This window comes from Bordetella genomosp. 7, assembly GCF_002261415.1.
Taxonomy (GTDB): Bacteria; Pseudomonadota; Gammaproteobacteria; order Burkholderiales; family Burkholderiaceae_B; genus Bordetella_A.
The window spans coordinates 354,067-375,126 of record NZ_NEVI01000017.1; the positions used below are offsets into that span (position 1 = coordinate 354,067).

The 21,060-nt window shown below is 67.0% G+C and carries 18 protein-coding genes; 3 read left to right on the forward strand and 15 right to left on the reverse strand.

The annotated features are described in order from the left end of the window. Positions 1-108: 108 nt before the first annotated feature. Entirely contained in the window at positions 109-840 is a 732-nt protein-coding gene (locus CAL18_RS13400; RefSeq protein ID WP_026639975.1) for a 16S rRNA (uracil(1498)-N(3))-methyltransferase, read from the forward strand. Positions 841-1,034: 194 nt separating this feature from the next. Here CAL18_RS13400 and CAL18_RS13405 read toward each other — a convergent pair whose 3' ends face one another. From CAL18_RS13405 to CAL18_RS13420, 4 genes are all read right to left on the reverse strand, one after another. Continuing rightward, positions 1,035-1,499: a barstar family protein gene (locus tag CAL18_RS13405; RefSeq protein WP_026639974.1), complete on the reverse strand. Its 465-nt coding sequence runs from the start codon at positions 1,497-1,499 to the stop codon at positions 1,035-1,037. Beyond that, positions 1,496-2,692: a patatin-like phospholipase family protein gene (locus tag CAL18_RS13410; protein ID WP_026639973.1), complete on the reverse strand. Its 1,197-nt coding sequence runs from the start codon at positions 2,690-2,692 to the stop codon at positions 1,496-1,498. The genes CAL18_RS13405 and CAL18_RS13410 overlap by 4 nt, the downstream gene beginning before the upstream one ends. Positions 2,693-2,705: 13 nt before the next feature. Next, positions 2,706-4,994: an NADP-dependent malic enzyme gene (locus tag CAL18_RS13415; RefSeq protein ID WP_026639972.1), complete on the reverse strand. Its 2,289-nt coding sequence runs from the start codon at positions 4,992-4,994 to the stop codon at positions 2,706-2,708. 119 nt (positions 4,995-5,113) lie between these two features. Beyond that, positions 5,114-5,995, reverse strand: a complete 882-nt coding sequence (locus CAL18_RS13420; protein WP_094818044.1) for a hypothetical protein — start codon at positions 5,993-5,995, stop codon at positions 5,114-5,116. 31 nt (positions 5,996-6,026) lie between these two features. On the opposite strand from CAL18_RS13420, the gene CAL18_RS13425 reads away from it, so the two are divergent. Continuing rightward, positions 6,027-7,184 (forward strand): pyridoxal phosphate-dependent aminotransferase, encoded by a 1,158-nt coding sequence (locus CAL18_RS13425; RefSeq protein ID WP_026639970.1) that lies wholly within the window; start codon positions 6,027-6,029, stop codon positions 7,182-7,184. 414 nt (positions 7,185-7,598) lie between these two features. On the opposite strand, the gene CAL18_RS13430 is transcribed toward CAL18_RS13425, so the two are convergent. Continuing rightward, complete coding sequence (locus CAL18_RS13430; RefSeq protein WP_026639969.1) at positions 7,599-8,432, reverse strand: lytic transglycosylase domain-containing protein; 834 nt, start codon at positions 8,430-8,432, stop codon at positions 7,599-7,601. Positions 8,433-8,514: 82 nt separating this feature from the next. On the opposite strand from CAL18_RS13430, the gene ubiD reads away from it, so the two are divergent. Further along, a complete protein-coding gene (gene ubiD / locus CAL18_RS13435; RefSeq protein WP_094818045.1) occupies positions 8,515-10,059 on the forward strand; it encodes a 4-hydroxy-3-polyprenylbenzoate decarboxylase in 1,545 nt (514 codons plus the stop codon). Here ubiD and CAL18_RS13440 read toward each other — a convergent pair whose 3' ends face one another. From CAL18_RS13440 to CAL18_RS13485, 10 genes are all read right to left on the reverse strand, one after another. Beyond that, positions 10,060-10,425 (reverse strand): hypothetical protein, encoded by a 366-nt coding sequence (locus CAL18_RS13440; RefSeq protein ID WP_026639967.1) that lies wholly within the window; start codon positions 10,423-10,425, stop codon positions 10,060-10,062. Positions 10,426-10,430: 5 nt separating this feature from the next. Continuing rightward, the gene (locus tag CAL18_RS13445; RefSeq protein WP_094818046.1) at positions 10,431-10,850 is read right to left on the reverse strand and encodes a phage holin family protein; all 420 of its coding nucleotides are present in this window, start codon (positions 10,848-10,850) and stop codon (positions 10,431-10,433) included. A gap of 41 nt (positions 10,851-10,891) precedes the next feature. Continuing rightward, a complete protein-coding gene (locus CAL18_RS13450) occupies positions 10,892-11,209 on the reverse strand; it encodes a DUF883 family protein (protein ID WP_026639965.1) in 318 nt (105 codons plus the stop codon). Between the two features lie 82 nt (positions 11,210-11,291). After that, a complete protein-coding gene (locus CAL18_RS13455; protein WP_249278408.1) occupies positions 11,292-12,044 on the reverse strand; it encodes a hypothetical protein in 753 nt (250 codons plus the stop codon). 116 nt (positions 12,045-12,160) lie between these two features. Beyond that, positions 12,161-14,926 (reverse strand): nitrate reductase, encoded by a 2,766-nt coding sequence (locus CAL18_RS13460; RefSeq protein ID WP_094818047.1) that lies wholly within the window; start codon positions 14,924-14,926, stop codon positions 12,161-12,163. Positions 14,927-14,972: 46 nt separating this feature from the next. Beyond that, positions 14,973-15,299, reverse strand: a complete 327-nt coding sequence (gene nirD / locus CAL18_RS13465; RefSeq protein ID WP_026639962.1) for a nitrite reductase small subunit NirD — start codon at positions 15,297-15,299, stop codon at positions 14,973-14,975. 8 nt (positions 15,300-15,307) lie between these two features. After that, entirely contained in the window at positions 15,308-17,746 is a 2,439-nt protein-coding gene (nirB, locus tag CAL18_RS13470; RefSeq protein ID WP_026639961.1) for a nitrite reductase large subunit NirB, read from the reverse strand. Positions 17,747-17,774: 28 nt separating this feature from the next. Then, positions 17,775-18,599, reverse strand: coding sequence for an ABC transporter ATP-binding protein (locus tag CAL18_RS13475; protein WP_094818130.1), 825 nt, complete (start codon positions 18,597-18,599; stop codon positions 17,775-17,777). 5 nt (positions 18,600-18,604) lie between these two features. After that, complete coding sequence (gene ntrB / locus CAL18_RS13480) at positions 18,605-19,405, reverse strand: nitrate ABC transporter permease (RefSeq protein WP_231494584.1); 801 nt, start codon at positions 19,403-19,405, stop codon at positions 18,605-18,607. 37 nt (positions 19,406-19,442) lie between these two features. Further along, on the reverse strand, positions 19,443-20,717 hold the full coding sequence (locus CAL18_RS13485; protein ID WP_026639958.1) for a CmpA/NrtA family ABC transporter substrate-binding protein: 1,275 nt from the start codon (positions 20,715-20,717) through the stop codon (positions 19,443-19,445). Positions 20,718-21,060 lie beyond the last annotated feature (343 nt).

The following is a 21,060-nucleotide window of genomic DNA, read 5'->3' on the forward strand; positions in this document are numbered from 1 at the left end:
GGAACATGGTCGGGCCCGCGCCGCCAGGGCTGCCAGCCCGGCGCGCACAGTGGTAGGCTTACGCGCTTGACCGGTTCCCGGCGCCCCGTCGCGCCCCGCATGCCTGCTATGTCCTTGCCGCGTTTTTTCTGTGAAGCGCCCCTTTCGGCCGGCGCCCGCCTGCTTCTGCCGGCCGCGCTGGCGCACCATGCCGTACGCGTGCTGCGGCTGCGCGACGGCGCGCAGATCGTGCTGTTCGACGGCCGAGGCGGTGAATACCCCGCCACGCTGCACACCGAAGGGAAAGACGCCTGGGCGCTGCTGGGTGCGCACAACCCGCGCGAGGCCGAACTGGCGGGCCGCGTCGTGCTGGTGCAGGGCCTGCCGGCAAGCGACAAGATGGACTGGGTCGTGGAAAAAGCGGTAGAGCTGGGCGCCTGCCGGGTCAGCCCCATTGCCGCGCAGCGCAGCGTGCTGCAACTGTCCGGCGCGCGGCTGGAAAAGCGCCTGGCGCATTGGGCGCGCGTGGCGCAGGCCGCCTCGGAGCAATGTGGCCGCAACCGCGTCATGGCGGTCGACGCCCCCACCGACCTGCGCACCTGGCTGGAGCAGCCATGCGACGGCGTGCGCCTGCTGTGCCACCCCGAGGCCGTGCCCAGCCTGCCCGAGGCGCTGGCCGGACACACGGGGCTTGAGCAGGTCAGCCTGCTGGTGGGTCCCGAAGGGGGGTGGTCGGACGAAGAACTGGAACTGGCCGCGCACCACAATGTGCTGGCCGTGCGCTACGGGCCGCGCGTGCTGCGCACGGAAACCGCAGGGCTGGCGCTCATCGCGGCCACGACTGCCCTGCTCGGATGGTAGGTGTCGAGGCAGGCAAGGGTGTCTGACACCTTCGGAGTCAGACACCGGCGCGCGGCGGCGGGGCGGGTATCTTGCCGGCGGCGCCGCGGGTCCCCGGCCAGTGTCTGACTCCCGCACGATGCTGACCCCTTCGGAAGTCAGACACCTCGGTGCCCGCACGGGGGCGCTTTGGTGACACCTGGCCGAAGGGGGATTCAGCTTTCGCCGTACGGGGCGGCCGCGACGCCGGGTTCGGGGTCGGGGTGCTTGCCTGCGTGTTCGATTACATACGTGAAGACGCGGCCATTGTCACGGGCGAATTCGGCGGCGTCCGCGCACACGGCCTCGATCTGGACAGAGTCTGCTTCCAGGGCAGGATCGCCCGAATGCAGGCGATAGAGCCACAGCACCACGCCCACCTTCTGATCGAGCACGGTGTCGCACAGGCAATCGTAAAGGGCGTCGAGATTGCCGCCGAAATACTCGGGAAAATCCACCGCCTTGGCGATGGCGCGCAGTACGGCCGAGCGGCTGCGCGCCCGGTCGCAATCGGCCACCAGCAATGCCAGGCCGAGTTCGCGCGAGGCCTCGACCACGGCCTCTTTCTGCAAACCGTCATGCTCGAGCGCGCCGCCCCGATTCAGCTGGCGTTGCAGCGTAGACTGGCCATTTCGCGTCATGCCTGGCCCTCCTTGAAAAAGCCCGCGACCTCTTCGATACGCCGCATCGTATCGGCATAACCCAGTTCAATCAATCGCCGGGTGTAGGCACTTTCAAACAACAGGTATGACATCAATGCGCCGCCACCCGGGCGGTCAGGGTCGGACGATACACCGAGAACCCGAAAAAGTGTACGGGCCTCGTAGGGCATTTCTTTCAGATAGTCGAGCGCGAGCAAATCGAGCGACTGACTCGGCGTAATGGTCAGAACGTTCACCCGCCGGACATCTGGCCCCGAACCGGGCTCGTACGATGTCCGTTCGACCAGTTCATTGATGCGCTCCAGGCGTTCCACGTCCATCGACAATCCGTCCAGGAAGATGCTGGACAGCACATGGCCGCCCACCTGCGCCAGCGAGGGATACGGCGGCGCTTCGGCGCGCTTTTCGGGATGGGTGTCGTCCCGGTAGCCGGTGCCGATGATCAGCACGCGTTGCGCCCCCAGGTGTATGGCCGGGCTGATGGGCGCCAGCTGACGCATCGAACCGTCGCCGCACCATTCGGTCTGCCCGTGCACGTCGATGGCTTGCGCGGGGAACACAAAGGGGATAGACGACGACGCCATCAGATGATCGACGCCGATGCGCGTCGGCACGGCGCGCCGCAGCGACCGGCGCCAGGGTTCGATGGGATGGTTGGATTGGTAGAAGGTCAGGTGTTCGCCGCTGGTAAAGCCGGACGCCGTAATGGCCACCGCCGACAGCGCGCCGCCCGCCAGGTTGGCCTGCAGGTGCCTGAAATCGAGCGCACGGGTCAGCAGGTCGGCCAGTGGCCGGTTGTCGAGCAGCGAGCGGGGGCGCTCGCGCGCCAGCCCCGAGAACATCCAGCCCAGCGTCAGCAGCCCCAGCCAACGCACCCCGGTCTTGATCAGGCCGGGCGCGTCGGCGCGGTACACCATGTCGGTACCCAGCGCTTCCCATAGGCGCCGGATGCGCCGCACGGCCAGGTGCGGACGGTCGGCGCGGCACGCCAGCGCGGCCGCATTGATGGCGCCCGCCGAGGTGCCGCAGATGATGGGAAACGGATTTGCGAGCCCGTGCCGCTGCCCAGGATCGAGAATATCGAAAATGGCGTGCAGCACGCCGACCTGGTAGGCGGCGCGCGCGCCGCCCCCGGTAAGCACCAGCCCGGTTACCGGGCCGCGCGCGTGCATGGAGGCCGGTTTGCTACCTGGGGACGTTGGCATCGACGACGACCAACGCCGTCATGTTGACGATGCGGCGCACAGTGGAGCTCGATGTCAGGATATGGACCGGCGCATTGGCGCCAAGCAGGAACGGACCCACGGCCACGTTGCCGCCGGCGGCCGTCTTGAGCAGGTTGTACGCGATGTTGCCGGAATCCACGCTCGGGCACACCAGCAAGTTGGCCTCGCCCTTCAGGGTCGATGACGGCAGGATGCGCAGGCGCAGCGCCTCGTCCAGCGCGCAGTCGCCGTGCATCTCGCCATCGACTTCCAGGTGCGGCGCCGCTTCGCGTATCAGGGCCAGCGCGTCGCGCATCTTCGCGCCCGACGACGAACTACCGGTGCCGAAGTTGGAACGCGACAGCAGCGCCACCTTGGGCACCAGATTCAGGCGCGACATTTCTTCGGCCGCGGCGATCGTGAACTCGGCGATCTGCTCGGCAGTGGGTTCATCGTTGACGTGGGTATCCACCAGCGCCACCATGCGCTCGTTGAGCAGCAGCACATTCATGGCTGCGTACACATTGGCGCCCGGCCGCCTGCCGATGACCTGATCGACAAAGCGCAGGTGCTCGGCATACGTGCTGACGGTGCCGCAGATCATGCCGTCGGCGTCGCCCAGGTGCACCATCATCGCCCCGATCAGGGTCAGGCGGCGGCGCATTTCCACGCGCGCCATTTCTTTGGTGATGCCGCGCCGGCACATCATTTCCCAGTACGTCGTCCAGTAGCGGTGGAAGCGCTCGTCGTATTCGGGGTTGGTGACTTCGACGTCTTCGCCCAGGCGCAGCCGCAGGCCGTATTTTTCGATGCGCGCGGCCAGCACGGCCGGGCGACCCACCAGGATGGGCTTGGCCAGGCCTTCGTCCACCACCACCTGCACGGCGCGCAATACGCGCTCGTCTTCGCCTTCGGTAAACACCACGCGCGCCTTGCCGCCCTCGCGCACGAAGCTCTTGGCAGCCGAGAACACCGGCTTCATGAAAGCGCCCGAGTGGTACACGAACTGCTGCAGCTGCTCGGTGTATGCCTCGAGGTCGGCCAGCGGCCGGGTGGCCACGCCGCCTTCCATGGCCGCCTTGGCCACCGCGGGCGCGATGCGGGTGATCAGGCGCGGGTCAAACGGCTTGGGAATCAGGTATTCGGGGCCGAAGCTGATGTCGTAAGTGCCATAGGCGGCCGCCACCACTTCGTTCTGCTCTTCCTGGGCCAGCTTGGCGATGGCGTACACCGCGGCCATTTCCATTTCGCGCGTAATGGTGGTGGCGCCGACGTCAAGCGCCCCGCGGAAAATGTACGGAAAGCACAGGACGTTGTTGACCTGGTTCGGGTAGTCGGAACGGCCCGTGGCCATGACGATGTCGTCGCGCACGGCATGGGCGTCTTCGGGCAGGATCTCGGGATTGGGGTTGGCCAGCGCCAGGATCACCGGACGCGGCGCCATGGTCTTGACCATTTCGGGCTTGAGCACGCCCCCGGCGGACAGCCCCAGGAACACGTCCGCGCCTTCAATGACCTCGGCCAGCGTGCGCTTGTCGGTTTTCTGGGCGAAGCGCGCCTTGTCCGGGTCCATGAGCACGGTGCGGCCTTCGTATACCACGCCCTCGATGTCGGTGACCCAGATGTTCTCGATGGGCACGCCCAGATCCACGATGAGATTCAGGCAGGCCAGCGCCGCGGCGCCGGCGCCCGAGGTCACCAGCTTGATCTTGTCCAGCGGCTTGCCAACGACTTTCAGGCCATTGATGAAGGCCGCCGAAACACAGATGGCGGTACCGTGCTGGTCGTCGTGGAACACCGGGATCTTCATGCGCTCGCGCAGCTTGCGTTCCACGATGAAGCACTCGGGGGCCTTGATGTCTTCGAGGTTGATGCCGCCGAAGGTCGGCTCCAGGCCGGCGATGATCTCGACCAGTTTGTCGGGGTCGGTTTCGTTGATTTCGATGTCGAAAACATCGAGCCCGGCGAATTTCTTGAACAGCACCGCCTTGCCTTCCATGACGGGCTTGGACGCCAGCGCGCCGATATTGCCCAGCCCCAGCACGGCCGTGCCGTTGGTGATGACGCCTACCAGGTTGCCGCGTGCGGTATAGCGGACTGCGTTGGCCGGATCGGCCACGATTTCTTCGCAAGCGGCAGCCACGCCGGGCGAATACGCCAATGCCAGGTCGCGCTGGTTCGACAATTGCTTGGTCGGAGTGACTGAGATCTTGCCAGGGCGACCGGACTCGTGATATTCAAGCGCGGCTTTGCGAAAGGTGGCGTCCATAAGGCGGGCTACTCGGTAAGTACACGAAAAAGGGATTCTAGACTCAGGCGGCGATTCTAGCGCTTAGCGCCGCAACTATCTTACCCCGGGCCTGTATATCGGCCGGCGGCGCTCTTTTTTTAGGGCGCGTACAGATCCAGCGGATCGAAGAGGTCTTTGATGCGCACTTCCAGGCGGCGCGCCGGCCCGGCCAGTTCGGGCGGCGGGGCGACGGGGGTGACTGGGGTGACTGAGCCGGCGGGCGCGCCGGCGCGCGGCGCCAGTACGACACGCTCGATCCAGGCCAGCGCCCCACCCTGGCCCAGCAGCAGATGGGCCAGGTTCACCTCGGACGGCGGGTCGGGCAACAGGGCATCCAGCCGGAAACGGCAGGCCCAGGCGGTTTCTTGCCGGCAGGCCGCGGCATCGGGGGTAGCCGACAGCTGGAACAACGCGGGCACCAGGCGCTGTATGGCAGCCGACCGCAGCGGACGCTGGTCGCCGGGGCCGAAGGGCCCCAGGGTTTCGGCGGTACCGTCGCTCAACAGCATATCCACCCCCAGCACGCCGCTGGCCGCCGTGGCGCCCGACAGCCAGGGCTGCGGGCCGGCCAGCCACGCCGCCAGCGTGGCGTCGGGCGGCGCAGCGCTGAACTGGTCAAGTCCGGCGTTTGCCAGATCGCGCAGGCGGCAACCCGGGCCGGCCTGCCACAGGCCCGGCCCCGGCCCCGGCGCCAATTCCGCAAGACCGGCCGGATCAACCTGCAAGACCGGGCGCCCCTCGAGACCGGCCGGATCGCCGCAGCCTTCCAGCAACAGGGCCACGCCATACTCCGCGCACAACGCACGGGCGTGGCGCACATCTTCCGGGCGCGCCGGCGCCAGCCGCGCGCGACCCGCCGGCCCCGGATGCAATTCTTGCAGCGGGCCTTGCGCCGCCCGCGCCAGGCGTTGGCGGAACGTGTCCCACGGGGTGGCGGGCAGCCGCCGGCCGAACAAGAAAGCGCGCCGCGATGGCTGCATCTACAATTCCTTTTTCGTTGCGAGAACCATCATGCTGCGCCTAGCGTCCCGCGCCCGGGATTTCCTTACCTTTCAAGTCGTAGAACTGTTCAAAGAAGCCCAGGCATTACAAGCCGCGGGAAGAGACATCATCAGCCTGGGTATAGGCGAACCGGACTTTACCGCGCCCGCGCAAGTGGTGGAAGCGCTCGAACGCGCCGCCCGCGCTGGCCTCAGCGGCTACAGCGCGCCAGCCGGCCTGTCAGGGCTGCGCGAGGCCATAGCCGGATTCTACGCAAGTGAATTCGGCGCGACGGTGGACCCGTCGCGCGTGATCGTTACCGCGGGCGCCTCGGGTGCCCTGTCGCTGGCGTGCGCGGCGCTGGTCGACGCAGGCGCCGAAGTGCTGATGCCCGACCCGTCCTACCCCGCCAACAGCAATTTCATCCTGGCCGCCGGCGGGCGGCCGCGGCTGATACCCGGCAGTGCCGAGACACGCTTCCAGTTGTCGGCGCAGCAAGTGCGCGACCACTGGACGGACGCCACGCGCGGGGTTCTGGTGGCCTCGCCCAGCAACCCCACCGGTACCTCGATCGCCCGCGACGAGCTGGCCGCATTACTGCACGCGGTGCGCGAGCGCCAGGGCTTTGCCATTGTGGACGAAATCTACCTGGGGCTCAGCTACGAACACGCGCCGCGATCTGCGCTGACGCTGGACGACGATATCATCGTCATCAACAGTTTTTCGAAGTACTTCCACATGACCGGCTGGCGCCTGGGGTGGATGATCGTACCGCAGCGCCTGGCGGCCGCGGTCGAGAAGATCGCCGCCAGCCTGGCAATCTGCGCGCCCACCCTGGCGCAGCACGCCGCGCTGGCCTGCTTTGCGCCCGACACCTTGAAGATCTACGAACATCGCCGCGACGCGTTCAAGCAGCGGCGCGACTATCTGCTGCCGGAATTCGAGAAACTGGGGCTGCACGTGCCGGTCAAGCCCGACGGCGCGTTTTATATCTATGCCGACATCGCCGGGCTGGGCATGGACAGCCCGACGCTGTCGCACCGGCTGCTGCACGAAGCCGGGGTAGCCGCCGTGCCGGGCGTGGATTTCGGCCCGGCGCACGGGCACCACACCCTGCGCGTGTCGTACGCCACCGGGCTGGACCGCCTGCAAGAAGCGGTGCACCGGATGCAGGGGGTGTTGTTGTAGGCGGCAGGGGGTGTCTGACACCTTCGGAGTCAGACACCGGAATGACGGCACGGCAGCACCCAGTCGGTGTCTGACTCCCGCAGGGTGTCTGACACCTTCGGAGTCAGACACCGGAATGACGGCGCGGCAGCACCCAGTCGGTGTCTGACTCCCGCAGGGTGTCTGACACCTTCGGAGTCAGACACTGGAATGACGGCACGGCAGCACCCCGTCGGTGTCTGACTCCCGCAGGGTGTCTGACACCTTCGGAGTCAGACACTGGAATGACGGCCCGGCAGCACCCAGTTGGTGACTGATTCCCGCAGGGTGTCTGACACCTTCGGAGTCAGACACCGGAATGACGGCGCGGCAGCACCCCGTCGGTGTCTGACTCCCGCAGGGTGTCAGACACCCACGAACGAGTCCCGGTGTCGGTCAGTCGCGCGCCAGCGCGATGCCTGCGGCCAGCGCCAGGCGTCGGCGTTCGGCCTGTACCTTGGCGCCGTAACCGCCATCGCTGGGGCCGGTGGCCCCTACATAACAGGCAAGCCCGCCTTCGATGGAGCCGCGCCGGTCGATGCAGTCGCGCAGGATGGTAGTGCCCACGCGTATATTGGCGATCGGGTCCAGCGGATTGTTCAGGCCGTCTCCCAGTTTGTCGAACTTGTCCTGGTGCACGCGGGTCATGACCTGCATCAGGCCCTGCGCGCCCATCGAGCTTTCGGCAAACGGGTTGTAGCGGGATTCGATGGCGATCACTGCCAACAGCAGCAGCGGGTCCAGCTCTTTTTCACGCGCGACTTTGTATACCGTGCTTACCAGTACGGACGTCGCATCGTACGCCACGCGGTACTTGCGCGAGATATAGTTGCGCAACGCCTCAACCTGAGGGCCGGAGACGGTGCTGCGCACCTTTGCCTTGGGCGGCGCGGGCGGCAGGTCGCTGCGCAGCGGGCCCAGAAAGCCTGTGGCGTTGCTGGTGGGCGCAGCGGGAATCGCCATGGCAACCACTGAAGGGGTGTCATAGGCGGGATCGTAGGCCGATTCGGCGAAGCCGGACGGGGCGGATGTAGGCGCGAGAGCGGTCAACAAGGCTTTGTGCACCTGCAAGGCCTGGTCGCGCAAACCAGGTACGGCGAATCCCATGCTTACCGTGACGATTACCGCTATACCAAGGTAGGTACAGCAGATCCGAAGCCATTCGGCAAACTGGTGGTGCACTCCTTGGGCGGCCTGACGAAACAGGCCCGCCACTGACGCATCGGGCATGGTGACCTCCTGCGTGGAAAGAAGCACTGGATGTTAACCTCTGTTCAGCCAGAAAAATGTAACGAAATAACCAGGATTTGTAGTGAAATATCGTGACATTAGAGACTTTTTGCAGCAATTAGAGCGTCGCGGACAGCTCAAGCGCATTGCCACGCCGGTGTCGACGCATCTGGAAATGACAGAGATCTCCGATCGCGTGTTGCGCGCGCAGGGCCCGGCCCTGCTGTTCGAGCACGCCGTGCACCAGGGCCAGCGCGCCAACATGCCCGTGCTGGCGAATCTGTTCGGCACGCCGCAGCGTGTGGCGTGGGGCATGGGCGCCGATGACGTCAGCGCGCTGCGCGATACGGGCGAACTGCTGGCTTCGTTGCGCGAACCCGAGGCCCCGCGCGGCCTGCGCGATGCGCTGGGCAAAGTGGCCATGCTGAAGTCGGCCCTGTGGGACATGGCGCCCCGGCGCGTGCGCAGCCCCGCTTGCCAGGAAATCGTCTGGGAAGGCGCAGACGTGGACCTGGGCCGCCTGCCGATCCAGACCTGCTGGCCCGGCGACGTGGCCCCGCTGCTGACGTGGGGGTTGGTCATCACCCGTGGCCCCAACGCGCGGCGCCAGAACCTGGGCATCTACCGCCAACAGCCAATCGCGCCCAACAAGCTGATCATGCGCTGGCTGTCGCACCGAGGCGGCGCGCTGGATTTCCGCGAGCACGCGCGCGCGTATCCAGGCACCCCCTTCCCGGTGGCCGTGGCGCTTGGCGCCGACCCCGCCACCATACTGGGCGCGGTCACCCCGGTGCCCGACAGCCTGTCCGAATACCAGTTCGCGGGCTTGTTGCGCGGCTCGCGCACCGAAGTCGGGCAGGCGCTGGGCAGTGAATTGTCGGTGCCGGCATGGGCTGAAATCGTGCTCGAAGGCCACCTGCTGCCGGCGTCGGACCCGCGCGCGGCCGCCCCGGTGGTTCCCGAAGGCGCCCCGCCCCCGCCGGATACCGGCTACGAGATGGCCCTGGAAGGCCCGTATGGCGACCACACCGGCTACTACAACGAGCAGGATTGGTTTCCGGTCTTTACCGTGGACCGCATCACCATGCGGCGCGACCCACTCTACCATTCCACCTACACCGGCAAGCCGCCCGATGAGCCAGCCGTGCTGGGCGTGGCGCTGAACGAAGTGTTCGTGCCCCTGCTGCGCCGCCAGCTGCCCGAGATTGTCGACTTTTACTTGCCGCCCGAAGGCTGCAGCTACCGCCTGGCCGTCGTATCGATACGCAAGCAGTACGCCGGCCATGCCAAGCGGGTGATGTTCGGGCTATGGAGCGTGCTGCGCCAGTTCATGTATACGAAGTTCATCGTCGTCGTCGACGAAGACATCGACCCGCGCAACTGGACTGAAGTGGTATGGGCCATTACCACGCGCATGGACCCGGTGCGCGATACGGTGCTGGTCGACCGCACCCCTATCGACTATCTGGACTTCGCGTCGCCGGTATCGGGACTGGGCGGCAAGATGGGCATGGACGCCACGAACAAGTGGCCGGGCGAAACCGACAGGGAATGGGGCCGCCCCATCGCCATGGACGCCGCGGTCAAAAAGCGCGTCGATGACATATGGGGCGAACTGGGCTTGTGATCAGCGCGGGGGCGGCGCTGGGTCGTCCTGGCGCGAGCCGCGCCAGGCCTTGAGCGCCTGCCAGCCCAGCAGCGCACCGCCCGCCAGGCGCAACAGCCGCGACCGCTTGCCCCGCCCCATGATCAGCGCCGACACCGTCGAACTGATGAACGGGTAGCGACGCGCCAGCGCGACGCCCTGCCACACCAGCCCCGACAGGTTGCCCCCCGACAGGCCGGGCAACCAGCGCTTGACCAGATTGCGCGGCTGCAACGAACGGCTGGCAGATGCGATGTCGTGCGCCAGCGATTCGCGTTCGATGGCCGCGCGCGCGCGCAGCAGTTCGATGCGCACGGCGCGGTCGATGGAAGAAGACCGGTTGGCCATGGTGGTCAGCCCTCGTCGTGCCGGCGGGCGGCCTGGGCGTCCTGTTCGGCCTGAGCCGTGCGCACGCTGTTGAGCAGGTCGGCATCGCGGCCGAGCTCTTCGAACGTGGCCGCGAACGGCACGGGCCCGGACAAGAGTTCGCGGCGTACCGCCAGGAACAGCCCGAGCCCGATCAGGGCGTACAGGCCTGCCAGCAGGCCCAGGGCCAGATAGCGGTTTTCGGTAGGCCAGAACGCCACCGCCACCGTCACGCTGAACACCAGCACCGCCAGCGTCAGGAACAGCAAGGCGGCGAAGGCCATGCCCAACACCTTGATCAGCCGGGATTTTTCTTCGGCGGCTTCAAGGGCGAATAATTCCAGGCGGGTGCGCAGCAGCCCGACCAGGCTGCCGGCCACGCCGAATACAGATGTGCGCAAGCTCATGGGCTAGAGCGGGCCAGCAGCCAGGCGGCCGGCCCGGCGTCTTAGCGGCGCGCGATGAGCAGACCCAGCAGCAGGCCGGTCACGCCTGCGATGCCGATGGCCTGCCAGGGATTGTCATGAACGTAGTCGTCGGTGGCGCGCGCAGCCTTGCGCCCACGCTCGAGCACGGCGTCCTGCGCGTCGTACAGGGCTTCGCGGGTGCGCTTGAGCGAGATGATCGCGCGGTCGCGCAGCTCGTTGGCCTTGTCGCCCGAGCTGGATGCGGCTTCGCGCAACAGGTTCTCTGCATCGGTCAGGCTGCTCTTGACGCTGTCGATGAGTTTTTCTTTGGCGACTTCCTCGGAACGTCGGGTGGTCATACAGGCTCCTGTTGATGTGTCGGTGACGAAATCATCATACCAGCGCCAGGTCACATTTCGCAGCCTGTGGTGATACCGACTGCTACTTGATCTGGGTAATCTCAACCGCCGACTTCATGCCCGATTGGTCGATGTCCTGGCGCATGACGAGGTTGACTGCCGGGCAATACCAATCGGTGACCACGGTTTTCATGCCCGGGATCGGCAGCGAAATGCCCTGGAACGTGGCCAGGGTGGGATCAGTATCGCGGGTATAGCGGATGGGCCAGCAAGACTGGCGCCCCAGCGCGGTGTCCAGCGTCTGCTGCGCCCCGACCGCCTTCTGGCCGATGCGCACCACCGTGGTGGGCTGGCCGCCCACGGGCGCGTCCTTGCCGATATTCAGGCGATAGGTGCCGCCGGGCATGGTCTGGCCTTCGGCCATCTTGCCGTCGTAGGCGAACAGGCCCAGCATGCGCAAGTCGAATTGCCCGCCGCGCCCGGGCTCTTCGCCGGCCTTGTCGTAGCGGACGAATTCGGCCTGGCCATTCTTGATGGTCATCAGATAGTCGAGCCGCGATTTGCCGGCAGGCAGCCCGGCATAGCTGAAACTGGCCGTGCCCTGCACGCGGGCGCGGCAATTGGACGAGTCGGCCTTGGACACTTCTGCAAAGGTCAGGTCTGCGCCCAGGCTCAGGTTGCCGGACCCGGTCAGCTGCACCGCGCCGCCATCGTGCATGAAGCGTGCATCGCAGACGCCGGCGTGGGCCGGACCCAGCCAGCCGGCCGCGGCCGCGAGCAAGGCAAAGGAAAAAATGCGTAGTGTCACGCGCAACTCCAGGAAAGGCTCAGCCATGTGGCGGTTCGATACTACACCGCGCCCCGCCCGGGCACGGCTAGCAATCCGGTAAATGGGTTTCCAAATATTAGAGAGGCGCGGCCCGGGCCCCGGCAAGCCGCGCCCGGCGGGGTTCAGGCGCCGTGCAGGGCAACCATGCGGCGCACCTCGGGCAGGCACGAGCCGCAGCCGGAGCCGCAGCCCAGGCGGTCTTTCAATTGGGCAACGTCCATGCCGGATTCGATGCCCGACCGGATGGCCGCTTCGCTGACGCCGACGCATGCGCAAACGGTGCGCGTTCGGGGAGCGGCCGGCGCGCGGGCCATCAGCAAGGTGGCCAGGCTGGCCGGCGCCGCTCCCCCTTCGGCCCATGCCATCAGCCCGTCGTGGGCCCGTACATCGCCGGCCAGCATGAAGGCGCCCGGCGCCTCGGCGCCCGACGCAACGGCGCCCGACGCAACGGCGCCCGACGCATCGGCGCCCGACGCATCGGCGGCCAGCCGCACGCGCCGCACAATGCCGCGCGACACATCGTCGAAGGCGGCATCGGGCTGGTCAAGGCCCAACGCTTGCGCCAGCGCGTCCACCACGTGAGACGGTGCGGGCGCGGCGGCGGCCAGCCGCAGGCGCACGCCCGGCCCTGCCGCGCAAGGCAGCAGCGCCGCATACTCGAAGCCCCGCAGCCATGGCGCCAGCTGCGCGCGCAACACCGCCGTGTCGCCTGCCACCCAGGCCATGGCTTGCCAGGGCAGGCGGGCCGGCTCCACCGCCACGGCCGCGTGCTTCAGCTCGGGCTGGCGCGAAACGGGATCGCGGGCGGGGTTGGTCAGGCCGTTGATGCCGTGGCCGCCCATGTACGCGCTGCCCCAGTGCATGGGCAGGAAGGCGTGGCCCGGCCTGACGGTGTCGTCCGGCCGCACGGGCAACACGATGGCGCCGCGCCGGGAACGCACCCGCACCAGCGCGTGCGGCTCGAGCTTCAGCCGCTGCAGGTCCAGCGGATGCAGCGACAGCCAGGGCTCTTCCACATGCCGCGTCAGCACGGGGGCCATCGCCGTGCGCGTCAGCGAATGCCAATGGTCGCGCAGACGGCCCGTCGTCAGGCGCAGCGGATACTGCGCCGATACTGCCTCGGCCGTGGGCGTATAACCAGTGTCGTAGAACTGCGCGCGCCCGTCGGCAGTGGGGAAACGCCCGTCGGCGTACAGGCGCGCCGTCCCGCTGTCGCCGCGGTACGGCCACTGCACCGGGCCCGTACGCTCGAGCAAGGCGTAGTCGATCCGGCTGTAGTCCAGGTCGCGCCCCGCGGTCATGCGGGCATGCTCTGCAAACACGGCCGCCGCATCCGGGTATTGAAACAGCGGCGCTTTTTCGGGCGCCACCAGCCTGGCCAGCCGGCGGGCCACCGAGGCGGCCAGTTCCCAGTCCGGCCGCGCGTCGCCGGGCGGCGCGATGGCGGCGCGCACACGACTGATGCGGCGCTCGGAATTGGTCAACGTGCCGGACTTCTCGGGCCAGGTTGCGGCCGGCAATACCAGGTCTGCGTACGCCAGCGTTTCGGTTCCGGCATAGGCCTCCTGCACGATGACGAATTCCGCCTTCTGCAATGCCGCCCGCACGCGCGCCTGGTCGGGCAGGGACTGGGCCGGGTTGGTCGCGGCGATCCACAGCACCTTGATGCGCCCTTCCAGCACTGCGTCGAACATCTCGAGCGCGGGCGTGCCCGGGCGGGACGGCAGGCTCGGCACCGACCACAGGCCGGCGACTTCGCCGCGATGGTCCGCGTCGGCCGGATCGCGATGGCCCGGCAGCAACGTCGCCATGCCGCCCGCCTCGCGCCCGCCCATCGCATTGGGCTGGCCGGTCAGCGAAAACGGCCCCGCGCCGGGTTTGCCGATCTGCCCCGTGGCCAGGTGCAGATTGATCAGCGCGCCATTCTTGGCGGTGCCGCTGCTGGATTGATTCAACCCCATGGTGTAGAGCGACAGCGCCGCGCCGGCCTGGCCGAACCAGCGGGCCGCCTGCACGATGTCGGCCGCAGGCACGCCGCACACATCCTGCGCGGCGCGCGGCGTGTATTCGTGCACGCGCGCCTTCAGCGCGTCGAAGCCCCGGGTATGGCCGGCGATGTAAGAGGCGTCGACCAGGCCTTCCCAGACCATGACGTTGAGCATGGCATGAAACAACGCAACGTCGGTGCCGGGCAAGATGGGCAGGTGCAAGTCGGCCAGCGCCGCCGTATCGGTGCGGCGCGGGTCCACCACCACGATCTTCATGCCGGGGCGCGCCGCCTTGGCGGCCTCCAGGCGCCGGAACAGCACCGGATGCGCATACGCCATATTGGACCCGGCGATCAGCACCGTGTCGGCCAGTTCCAGATCGTCGTAGCACGCCGGCGGCGCGTCCGCGCCCAGCGTGAGCTTGTAGCCCGACACCGCGCTGGACATGCACAGCCGCGAATTCGTGTCGATATTATTGGTGCCCACAAGCGCACGGGCCAGCTTGTTGAAAACGGCATAGTCTTCGGTGAGCAACTGGCCCGACAGATAGAAGCCCACCGCGTCGGGGCCATGCATGTCTAGCGTGGCCGCCAGCTTGCCGGCTGCCAGGTCGAGTGCGTTGTCCAGCGAGACCGGCATGCGCTCGCGCCCCCGCTCGGGCCGCCACTCGGCCTGCAGCACGCGCGCGGTGTCGCGCCGCACCGTGTCGGCCAGCGCCAGCCCCTTGCTGCACAGGCGGCCGCGGTTGGCCGGATGCTCCGGGTCGCCCTGCACCGCGATCACGCGGCCGTCCTTGGCGGTGACACGCACGCCGCAGCCGGTGCCGCAATAGCAGCATACCGAGGCCACCGTGCGTTCGCCGGCGGCCCCGGACTCGTGATGGTGCCCAGATGCGCTCATACCATGCCTGCCTTGTAGGGATAAAGAACCTGCGATGCGGTCCGCGTCATACCTCCAGGTACACCGCGCCTCCATCCACTTTGATCGGCACGGTCTGCACGCACCCCTCGTCGGGCGCCTGCGCGCTGCCTGTGGCCAGATCCAGCACCCAGCCGTGCAAGGGGCACGACACCGACCGGCCATGCACCAGCCCGGCCGACAGCGGGCCGCCCTTGTGCGGACAGCGGTCTATGACTGCGAACACCTCGTTGTCGCTGGTGCGAAAGACGGCGATGTCGTCCTGTCCCTCGCGCCGCAGCACGCGGGCGCCTTGCACCGGGATTTCTTCGATATGGCAGATGCTGCGCCACTGGCAGGTTTCGGCTGGCTGCATGTCGGGTCTCACAGGGTCAGGGATTGAAATTCACGGGCGGCAGGGGCGGCGGCGCGACGCTCTTCCCATGGGTCGGCTTCGAACGACAGCGCAAATTTCAGGCGCGCATAGAGTTCGGCGCGATTGGCCGCGTCGTCGACCACCCGCGCCTTGGCATGGTCCAGCCCCACGCGCGCCAGGTAGTGCACGGTGCGCTCCAGGTAAAAGGCTTCTTCGCGATATAGCTGCAGAAATGCGCCGCAGTACTCCAGCACTTCATCCGCGGTCTTCACCTTGGCGAAGAACTGCGCCACTTCGGTCTTGATGCCGCCGTTGCCGCCCACGTACAGCTCCCAGCCTGATTCCACGGCGATGATGCCGATATCCTTGATGCCCGATTCGGCGCAATTGCGCGGGCATCCCGACACGGCAAGCTTTACCTTGTGCGGGCTCCACATGCCCACCAGGTCTTTCTCCAGGGCGATACCCATCGCCGTGGAATCCTGGGTGCCGAAGCGGCAGAACTCGCTGCCCACGCATGTCTTGACCGTACGCAGGCTCTTGCCGTATGCATGCCCAGAAGGCATGTCGAGGTCGGCCCACACGTGCGGCAAGTCTTCTTTCCTCACGCCCAGCAGGTCGATGCGCTGGCCGCCCGTGACCTTCACCATCGGAATCGCATACTTCTCGGCAACGTCGGCAATGCGGCGCAGTTCCGACGGGTTGGTCACGCCGCCCCACATCCGGGGCACCACGGAATACGTGCCGTCCTTCTGGATATTGGCGTGCATGCGTTCGTTGGCCAGCCGCGACTGACTGTCATCGCGCGCCTCGCCAGGCCAGGTAGAGATCAAGTAATAGTTCAGGGCCGGTCGGCAGGTGCTGCAACCGTCGGGCGTGCGCCATTCCATGAAATGCATGGCGGCCGCGATCGTGACCAGATGGTGATCACGTATGGCCTTGCGCACTTCGCCATGCGTCAGGTCCGTGCAGCCGCATAGCGCTTTCTCGGATTTCGGCTTGACATCGGCCGCGCCGCCCACACAGTTGATGAGGATCTGCTCGACCAGTCCGCTGCACGATCCGCACGAGCTGGCCGCCTTGGTGTGCTTCTTGACTTCGTCGACCGTGAACAGGCCCTTGTCGCGAATGGCCTTGACGATAGTGCCCTTGCACACCCCATTGCAGCCGCAGACTTCCGCTGTGTCGGCCATGCCGATGGCGCGATTCTCCCCGGCGTGGCCGGTGTCGCCGCCAATGGCGCTTTCGCCGAACATGAGCTGGTCGCGCAGCGCGTCGATGCGCTTGCCCTCGCGGATCAGCCGGAAATACCACGCGCCGTCGCCGGTATCTCCGTACAGGCACGCGCCCACCAGCTTTTCGTCTTTAAGCACCAGTTTCTTGTACACGCCGCCCACGGGGTCGGCCAGCGTGATTTCTTCCGTACCCGGTCCGCCCATGAAATCGCCGGCCGAGAACACATCGATGCCCGTGACCTTGAGTTTGGTCGAAGTCACGCTGCCCTCGTAGCGGCCGATGCCGTACAGGGCCAGGTGGTTCGCCGCCACTTTTGCCTGTTCGAACAGCGGCGCCACCAGGCCATAGGCGGTGCCGCGATGGCAGACGCATTCGCCCACCGCGTAAATGAGCGGGTCGTAGGTTTGCAGCGTATCGCTGACGACGATGCCGCGGTTGACGTACAGCCCGCAGGCCTGCGCAAGTTCGGTATTGGGCCGGATGCCCACGGCCATGACCACCAGATCGGTCTCGACCTCGTCGCCGTCGGCAAAGCGCACCGCGCGCACCCGCCCCTGTTCGTCACCCAACAGCGCCTCGGTCTGGCGCGGCATCAGGAACTTCAGGCCGCGCGCTTCCAGACTGCGCTGCAGCAGCAGGGCGGCCTTGGGATCCAGCTGGCGATCCAGCAGGCCCGACCCCAGGTGCACGACGTTCACGTCCATGCCTCGCGCCGCCAGGCCGGCGGCCGCTTCCAGCCCCAGCAGGCCGCCGCCTATCACGACCGCGCGCTTGTGCACGCGCGCGGCCTCGATCATCAGGTTTACATCGCGGATGTCGCGAAACGTGACCACACCGTCGAGATCCTTGCCGGGGATGGGCAGGATGAACGGGTTCGAGCCGGTGGCCAGCAGCAGCCGGTCATAGGGCACCTGGCTGCCGTCCTCGCCCAGGACGGTGCGCCGCGCGCGGTTGATGCTGGTGACCTTGCAGTTCAGGCGCAGGTCGATGCCGTTGTCGCGGTACCACGCTTCGTCATTGAGAACGATGTCCTGCACGGTTTGCTCGCCGGTCAACACGGGCGACAGCAGAATGCGGTTGTAGTTGGGATACGGCTCGGAACCGAACACCGTGATGTCGTACAGATCCGGAGCCAGCTTCAGCAGCTCTTCCAGCGTGCGCACGCCGGCCATGCCGTTGCCGACCATTACCAGCTTCAACTTCTTTTCCATAATGTCTCTCTCTTGCCTGCGTCATACATCAAGCTTCGGCGGCGGCCGGCGCGGCGGCGGCCGCTGCCGCCGGGTTGCCATGGCGGCGATGCAGGAAATCAACCACCGCCGCGCGGCATGCCAGGTAGCCCGGGTGCGAGGCCAGCGCCAGCCGGTCGCGCGGGCGCGGCAGCGGCACATCCAGCACTTGCCCGATGGTGGCCGCGGGGCCGTTGGTCATCATCACAATGCGGTCAGACAGCAACACGGCCTCGTCCACATCGTGCGTGACCATGATGACGGTGCTGTGCGTGGCCGCCACGATCTTGAGCAGTTCGTCCTGCAGGTGCGCGCGCGTCAGCGCGTCCAGCGCGCCAAACGGCTCGTCCATCAGCAGCACCTGGGGTTCGATGGCCAGCGCGCGCGCAATACCCACGCGCTGCTTCATGCCGCCCGAGATTTCGCCGGGCAGCTTGGCGCTGGCATGCGCCAGGCCCACCAGTTCCAGCGCGGCATGAGTGCGCTCGGCCAGGCGCGCCTTGCTTTCCCGTGCCCCGAACACCCGTTGCACGGCCAGGTGCACGTTCTGGTAGCAGCTCAGCCAGGGCAGCAGCGAATGGTTCTGGAACACCACGGCGCGGTCCGGGCCGGGCCCGGTGATTTCCCGCTCCGCGCACAGCAGCACGCCCTCGGTGGGAAGCGTAAGCCCCGCCACCAGGTTCAGCAGGGTAGATTTGCCGCAGCCGGAATGGCCGATCAGCGAAACGAATTCGCCCTGCGCCACGGCCAGGTCGATATCGCGCAAGGCCACGAAGCGGCCGCGGGAGGTTGAGAAGGTCTGGCCCACGCCCTCGATACGCACGAATTTCTGCATGATGTTCATTCCTCGCTGTAGGCAAAGCGCCGCGCCAGCCGCACCAGCATGGTTTCCAGGGCGAGCCCCACGATGCCGATCAGGAAGATGGCCACGACAATGTGCTCGACCTTCAGGTTGTTCCATTCATCCCACAACCAGAAGCCCACGCCGGTGCCGCCGGTCAGCATCTCGGCCGCCACGATGACCAGCCACGCCGTGCCGATCGACAACCGCACGCCAGTAAGAATGTGCGGTAGCACCGACGGCAGCAGCACCTTGGTCACCACCTGCCATTCGGACAGGTTCAGCACGCGGGCGACGTTGAGGTAGTCTTGCGGCACACGCGCCACGCCCGCCGCGGTGTTGATCACCATGGGCCAGATCGAGCAGATGAAAATCGCCCAGATGGCGGCCGGGTCGGCTCCCCGGAACAAGAGCAGGCCCAGCGGCAGCCACGCCAGCGGCGACACCGGACGCAGCAGGCTGACGATGGGCGCGAACATCGCATTGGCCGCGGCATACCGGCCCATCACAAAGCCGGCAGGAATGCCCACCAGCGCGGCCAGGCCGAAGCCGATGCCCACGCGCCGCAACGACGCCAGCACGTTCCAGCCTATGCCCCGGTCGTTCGGCCCGTTGTCATAGAACGGGTCCGCAAACAAGTCGCGCGCGGCGGCCCAGGTGGCCCCGGGGGTGGGGATCTCCGGCACCAGCAGCGCAATGGCCTGCCAGACCAATACAAACAGGGCAAAGCCCGCCACAGGGCCGGCAACCGCGCGCAACAGTGCATCGGCTGCGTCGCGGCAGGCCGCGGCGTCAGGCATTGAAGAGAACAGGGTCGTGGTTCGCATGGCAGCTTCCTCAGGCCTTGATGCTGAACGCGTCGGCATACGCGGCGGGGTCCGCGCCGTCCCAGCGCACCCCGTCCATCAGCACCGACTGCCGCATTTCGCTGGCAGGCAGCGGCGCGCCGGCGGCGGCCGCTGCCTGCCGGTAGATATCGATGCGATTGATGGCGCCAGCCACCGCGCGGTAGTCGGGATGCGTTTTCAGCAAGCCCCAGCGCTTATGCTGCGTCAGGAACCACATGCCGTCGCTCAGATAGGGAAAGCACGCCGCGCCGTCGGCATAGAAGCGCATGGGATGCGCGTCGTCCCAGGTCTTGCCCAGCCCGTCCGTATAGCGGCCCAACATGCGGTCCACGATGGCGTCGGCCGCCGTGTTCACGTACGATTTGGCCGCAATCGTCTCGGCCGTCTTGCGGCGGTTGGCCGGCGAGGCATCTATCCACTTGCCGGCCTCGATAATTGCCGCGGTCACCGCGCGCGCGGTGTTGGGGTGCGATGCCACGAACTCGCCGGTCGCGCCCAGTACTTTCTCGGGATGGTCGGCCCAGATCTGTTGCGTGGTGGCCGCCGTGAAGCCGATGCGATCCATGATCGCGCGGGCGCCCCAGGGTTCGCCCACACAGAAGCCGTCCATGTTGCCCACCCGCATGTTGGCCACCATCTGCGGCGGCGGCACGGTGATCACGCGCGCATCGCGCATGGGGTCGATACCGTACGCGGCCAGCCAGTAATACAGCCACATGGCGTGCGTGCCGGTGGGGAACGTCTGCGCATAGGTATAGGCCCGCTTTTCGGCCTGCATATGCTTGTGCAGCGACTCGCCGTCGGTCACGCCGGCTTCGTGCAATTTGGACGACAGCGTAATCCCCTGCCCGTTCTGGTTGATGCCCATCAGCACCGCCATGTCTTTGCGCGGGCCGCCTATGCCCAGGTGCACGCCGTACACCAGCCCGTACAGCACGTGCGCGAAATCAAGTTCGCCATTAATGAGCTTGTCGCGCACGCCGGCCCACGAGGCTTCCTTGGACGGCACGATTTTCACGCCGTGCTTTTTGTCCAGGCCCAGCACCGACGCCATCACGACCGAGGCGCAATCCGTCAAGGGTATAAAGCCGATGCGCACTTCGGCCTTTTCGGGCGCGTCGCTGCCGGCGGCCCAGGCGCCTGCCCGCACCAGCGGGTCGACCAGGCCCAGCAAGCCGGCGCCCGCCACGGCTTTCGCGGCGCTGCCCAGCCAGTCACGTCGCCCGGTATTGGTGATGTCGGTCTTGCCAGGCTTGTTTCGCATAAAGGCCTCTTCAAAATAAAAAAACGTTCCGCGCCGCCGGGGTTTTCCCGTCGGATCTGCAGAACGCCGTTGTTCAGGATTGCGCGCCGACACCGTCGGCCAGGCGACCGCCGTTGGCCGCCATGCAGAGACTTAAGCAAAGTCCATGCCATCTGTGCCTGCCCGGCGGCAGGCCCGCCGGGCCGCGCAAGGCGAGCCACTTTGGTGCGCGATGCATTGCGCAATGCACCATTTGCGTGCCGGCTCGCTTTTCCGCGTGCCTTGCGCCCGGCCGGCGCGCGTGCCGTCGCCACGGGCGGCGTGCGGCCACGCATGGCATGGATATTGCATTTCCCTGATGATC

What these genes read in the sequence shown, in the direction of transcription:
- CAL18_RS13425 (WP_026639970.1), top strand. Translation starts at nt 6,027, where the DNA reads ATGCTGCGCCTAGCGTCCCGCGCCCGGGATTTCCTTACCTTTCAAGTC.
- CAL18_RS13455 (WP_249278408.1), bottom strand. Translation starts at nt 12,044, where the DNA reads ATGGCTGAGCCTTTCCTGGAGTTGCGCGTGACACTACGCATTTTTTCC.
- CAL18_RS13460 (WP_094818047.1), bottom strand. Translation starts at nt 14,926, where the DNA reads ATGAGCGCATCTGGGCACCATCACGAGTCCGGGGCCGCCGGCGAACGC.
- CAL18_RS13475 (WP_094818130.1), bottom strand. Translation starts at nt 18,599, where the DNA reads ATGCAGAAATTCGTGCGTATCGAGGGCGTGGGCCAGACCTTCTCAACC.
- CAL18_RS13400 (WP_026639975.1), top strand. Translation starts at nt 109, where the DNA reads ATGTCCTTGCCGCGTTTTTTCTGTGAAGCGCCCCTTTCGGCCGGCGCC.
- CAL18_RS13485 (WP_026639958.1), bottom strand. Translation starts at nt 20,717, where the DNA reads ATGCGAAACAAGCCTGGCAAGACCGACATCACCAATACCGGGCGACGT.
- CAL18_RS13440 (WP_026639967.1), bottom strand. Translation starts at nt 10,425, where the DNA reads ATGGCCAACCGGTCTTCTTCCATCGACCGCGCCGTGCGCATCGAACTG.
- CAL18_RS13430 (WP_026639969.1), bottom strand. Translation starts at nt 8,432, where the DNA reads ATGCCCGATGCGTCAGTGGCGGGCCTGTTTCGTCAGGCCGCCCAAGGA.
- CAL18_RS13450 (WP_026639965.1), bottom strand. Translation starts at nt 11,209, where the DNA reads ATGACCACCCGACGTTCCGAGGAAGTCGCCAAAGAAAAACTCATCGAC.
- CAL18_RS13415 (WP_026639972.1), bottom strand. Translation starts at nt 4,994, where the DNA reads ATGGACGCCACCTTTCGCAAAGCCGCGCTTGAATATCACGAGTCCGGT.
- nirD (WP_026639962.1), bottom strand. Translation starts at nt 15,299, where the DNA reads ATGCAGCCAGCCGAAACCTGCCAGTGGCGCAGCATCTGCCATATCGAA.
- CAL18_RS13445 (WP_094818046.1), bottom strand. Translation starts at nt 10,850, where the DNA reads ATGAGCTTGCGCACATCTGTATTCGGCGTGGCCGGCAGCCTGGTCGGG.
- nirB (WP_026639961.1), bottom strand. Translation starts at nt 17,746, where the DNA reads ATGGAAAAGAAGTTGAAGCTGGTAATGGTCGGCAACGGCATGGCCGGC.
- ntrB (WP_231494584.1), bottom strand. Translation starts at nt 19,405, where the DNA reads ATGCCTGACGCCGCGGCCTGCCGCGACGCAGCCGATGCACTGTTGCGC.
- CAL18_RS13405 (WP_026639974.1), bottom strand. Translation starts at nt 1,499, where the DNA reads ATGACGCGAAATGGCCAGTCTACGCTGCAACGCCAGCTGAATCGGGGC.
- CAL18_RS13420 (WP_094818044.1), bottom strand. Translation starts at nt 5,995, where the DNA reads ATGCAGCCATCGCGGCGCGCTTTCTTGTTCGGCCGGCGGCTGCCCGCC.
- CAL18_RS13410 (WP_026639973.1), bottom strand. Translation starts at nt 2,692, where the DNA reads ATGCACGCGCGCGGCCCGGTAACCGGGCTGGTGCTTACCGGGGGCGGC.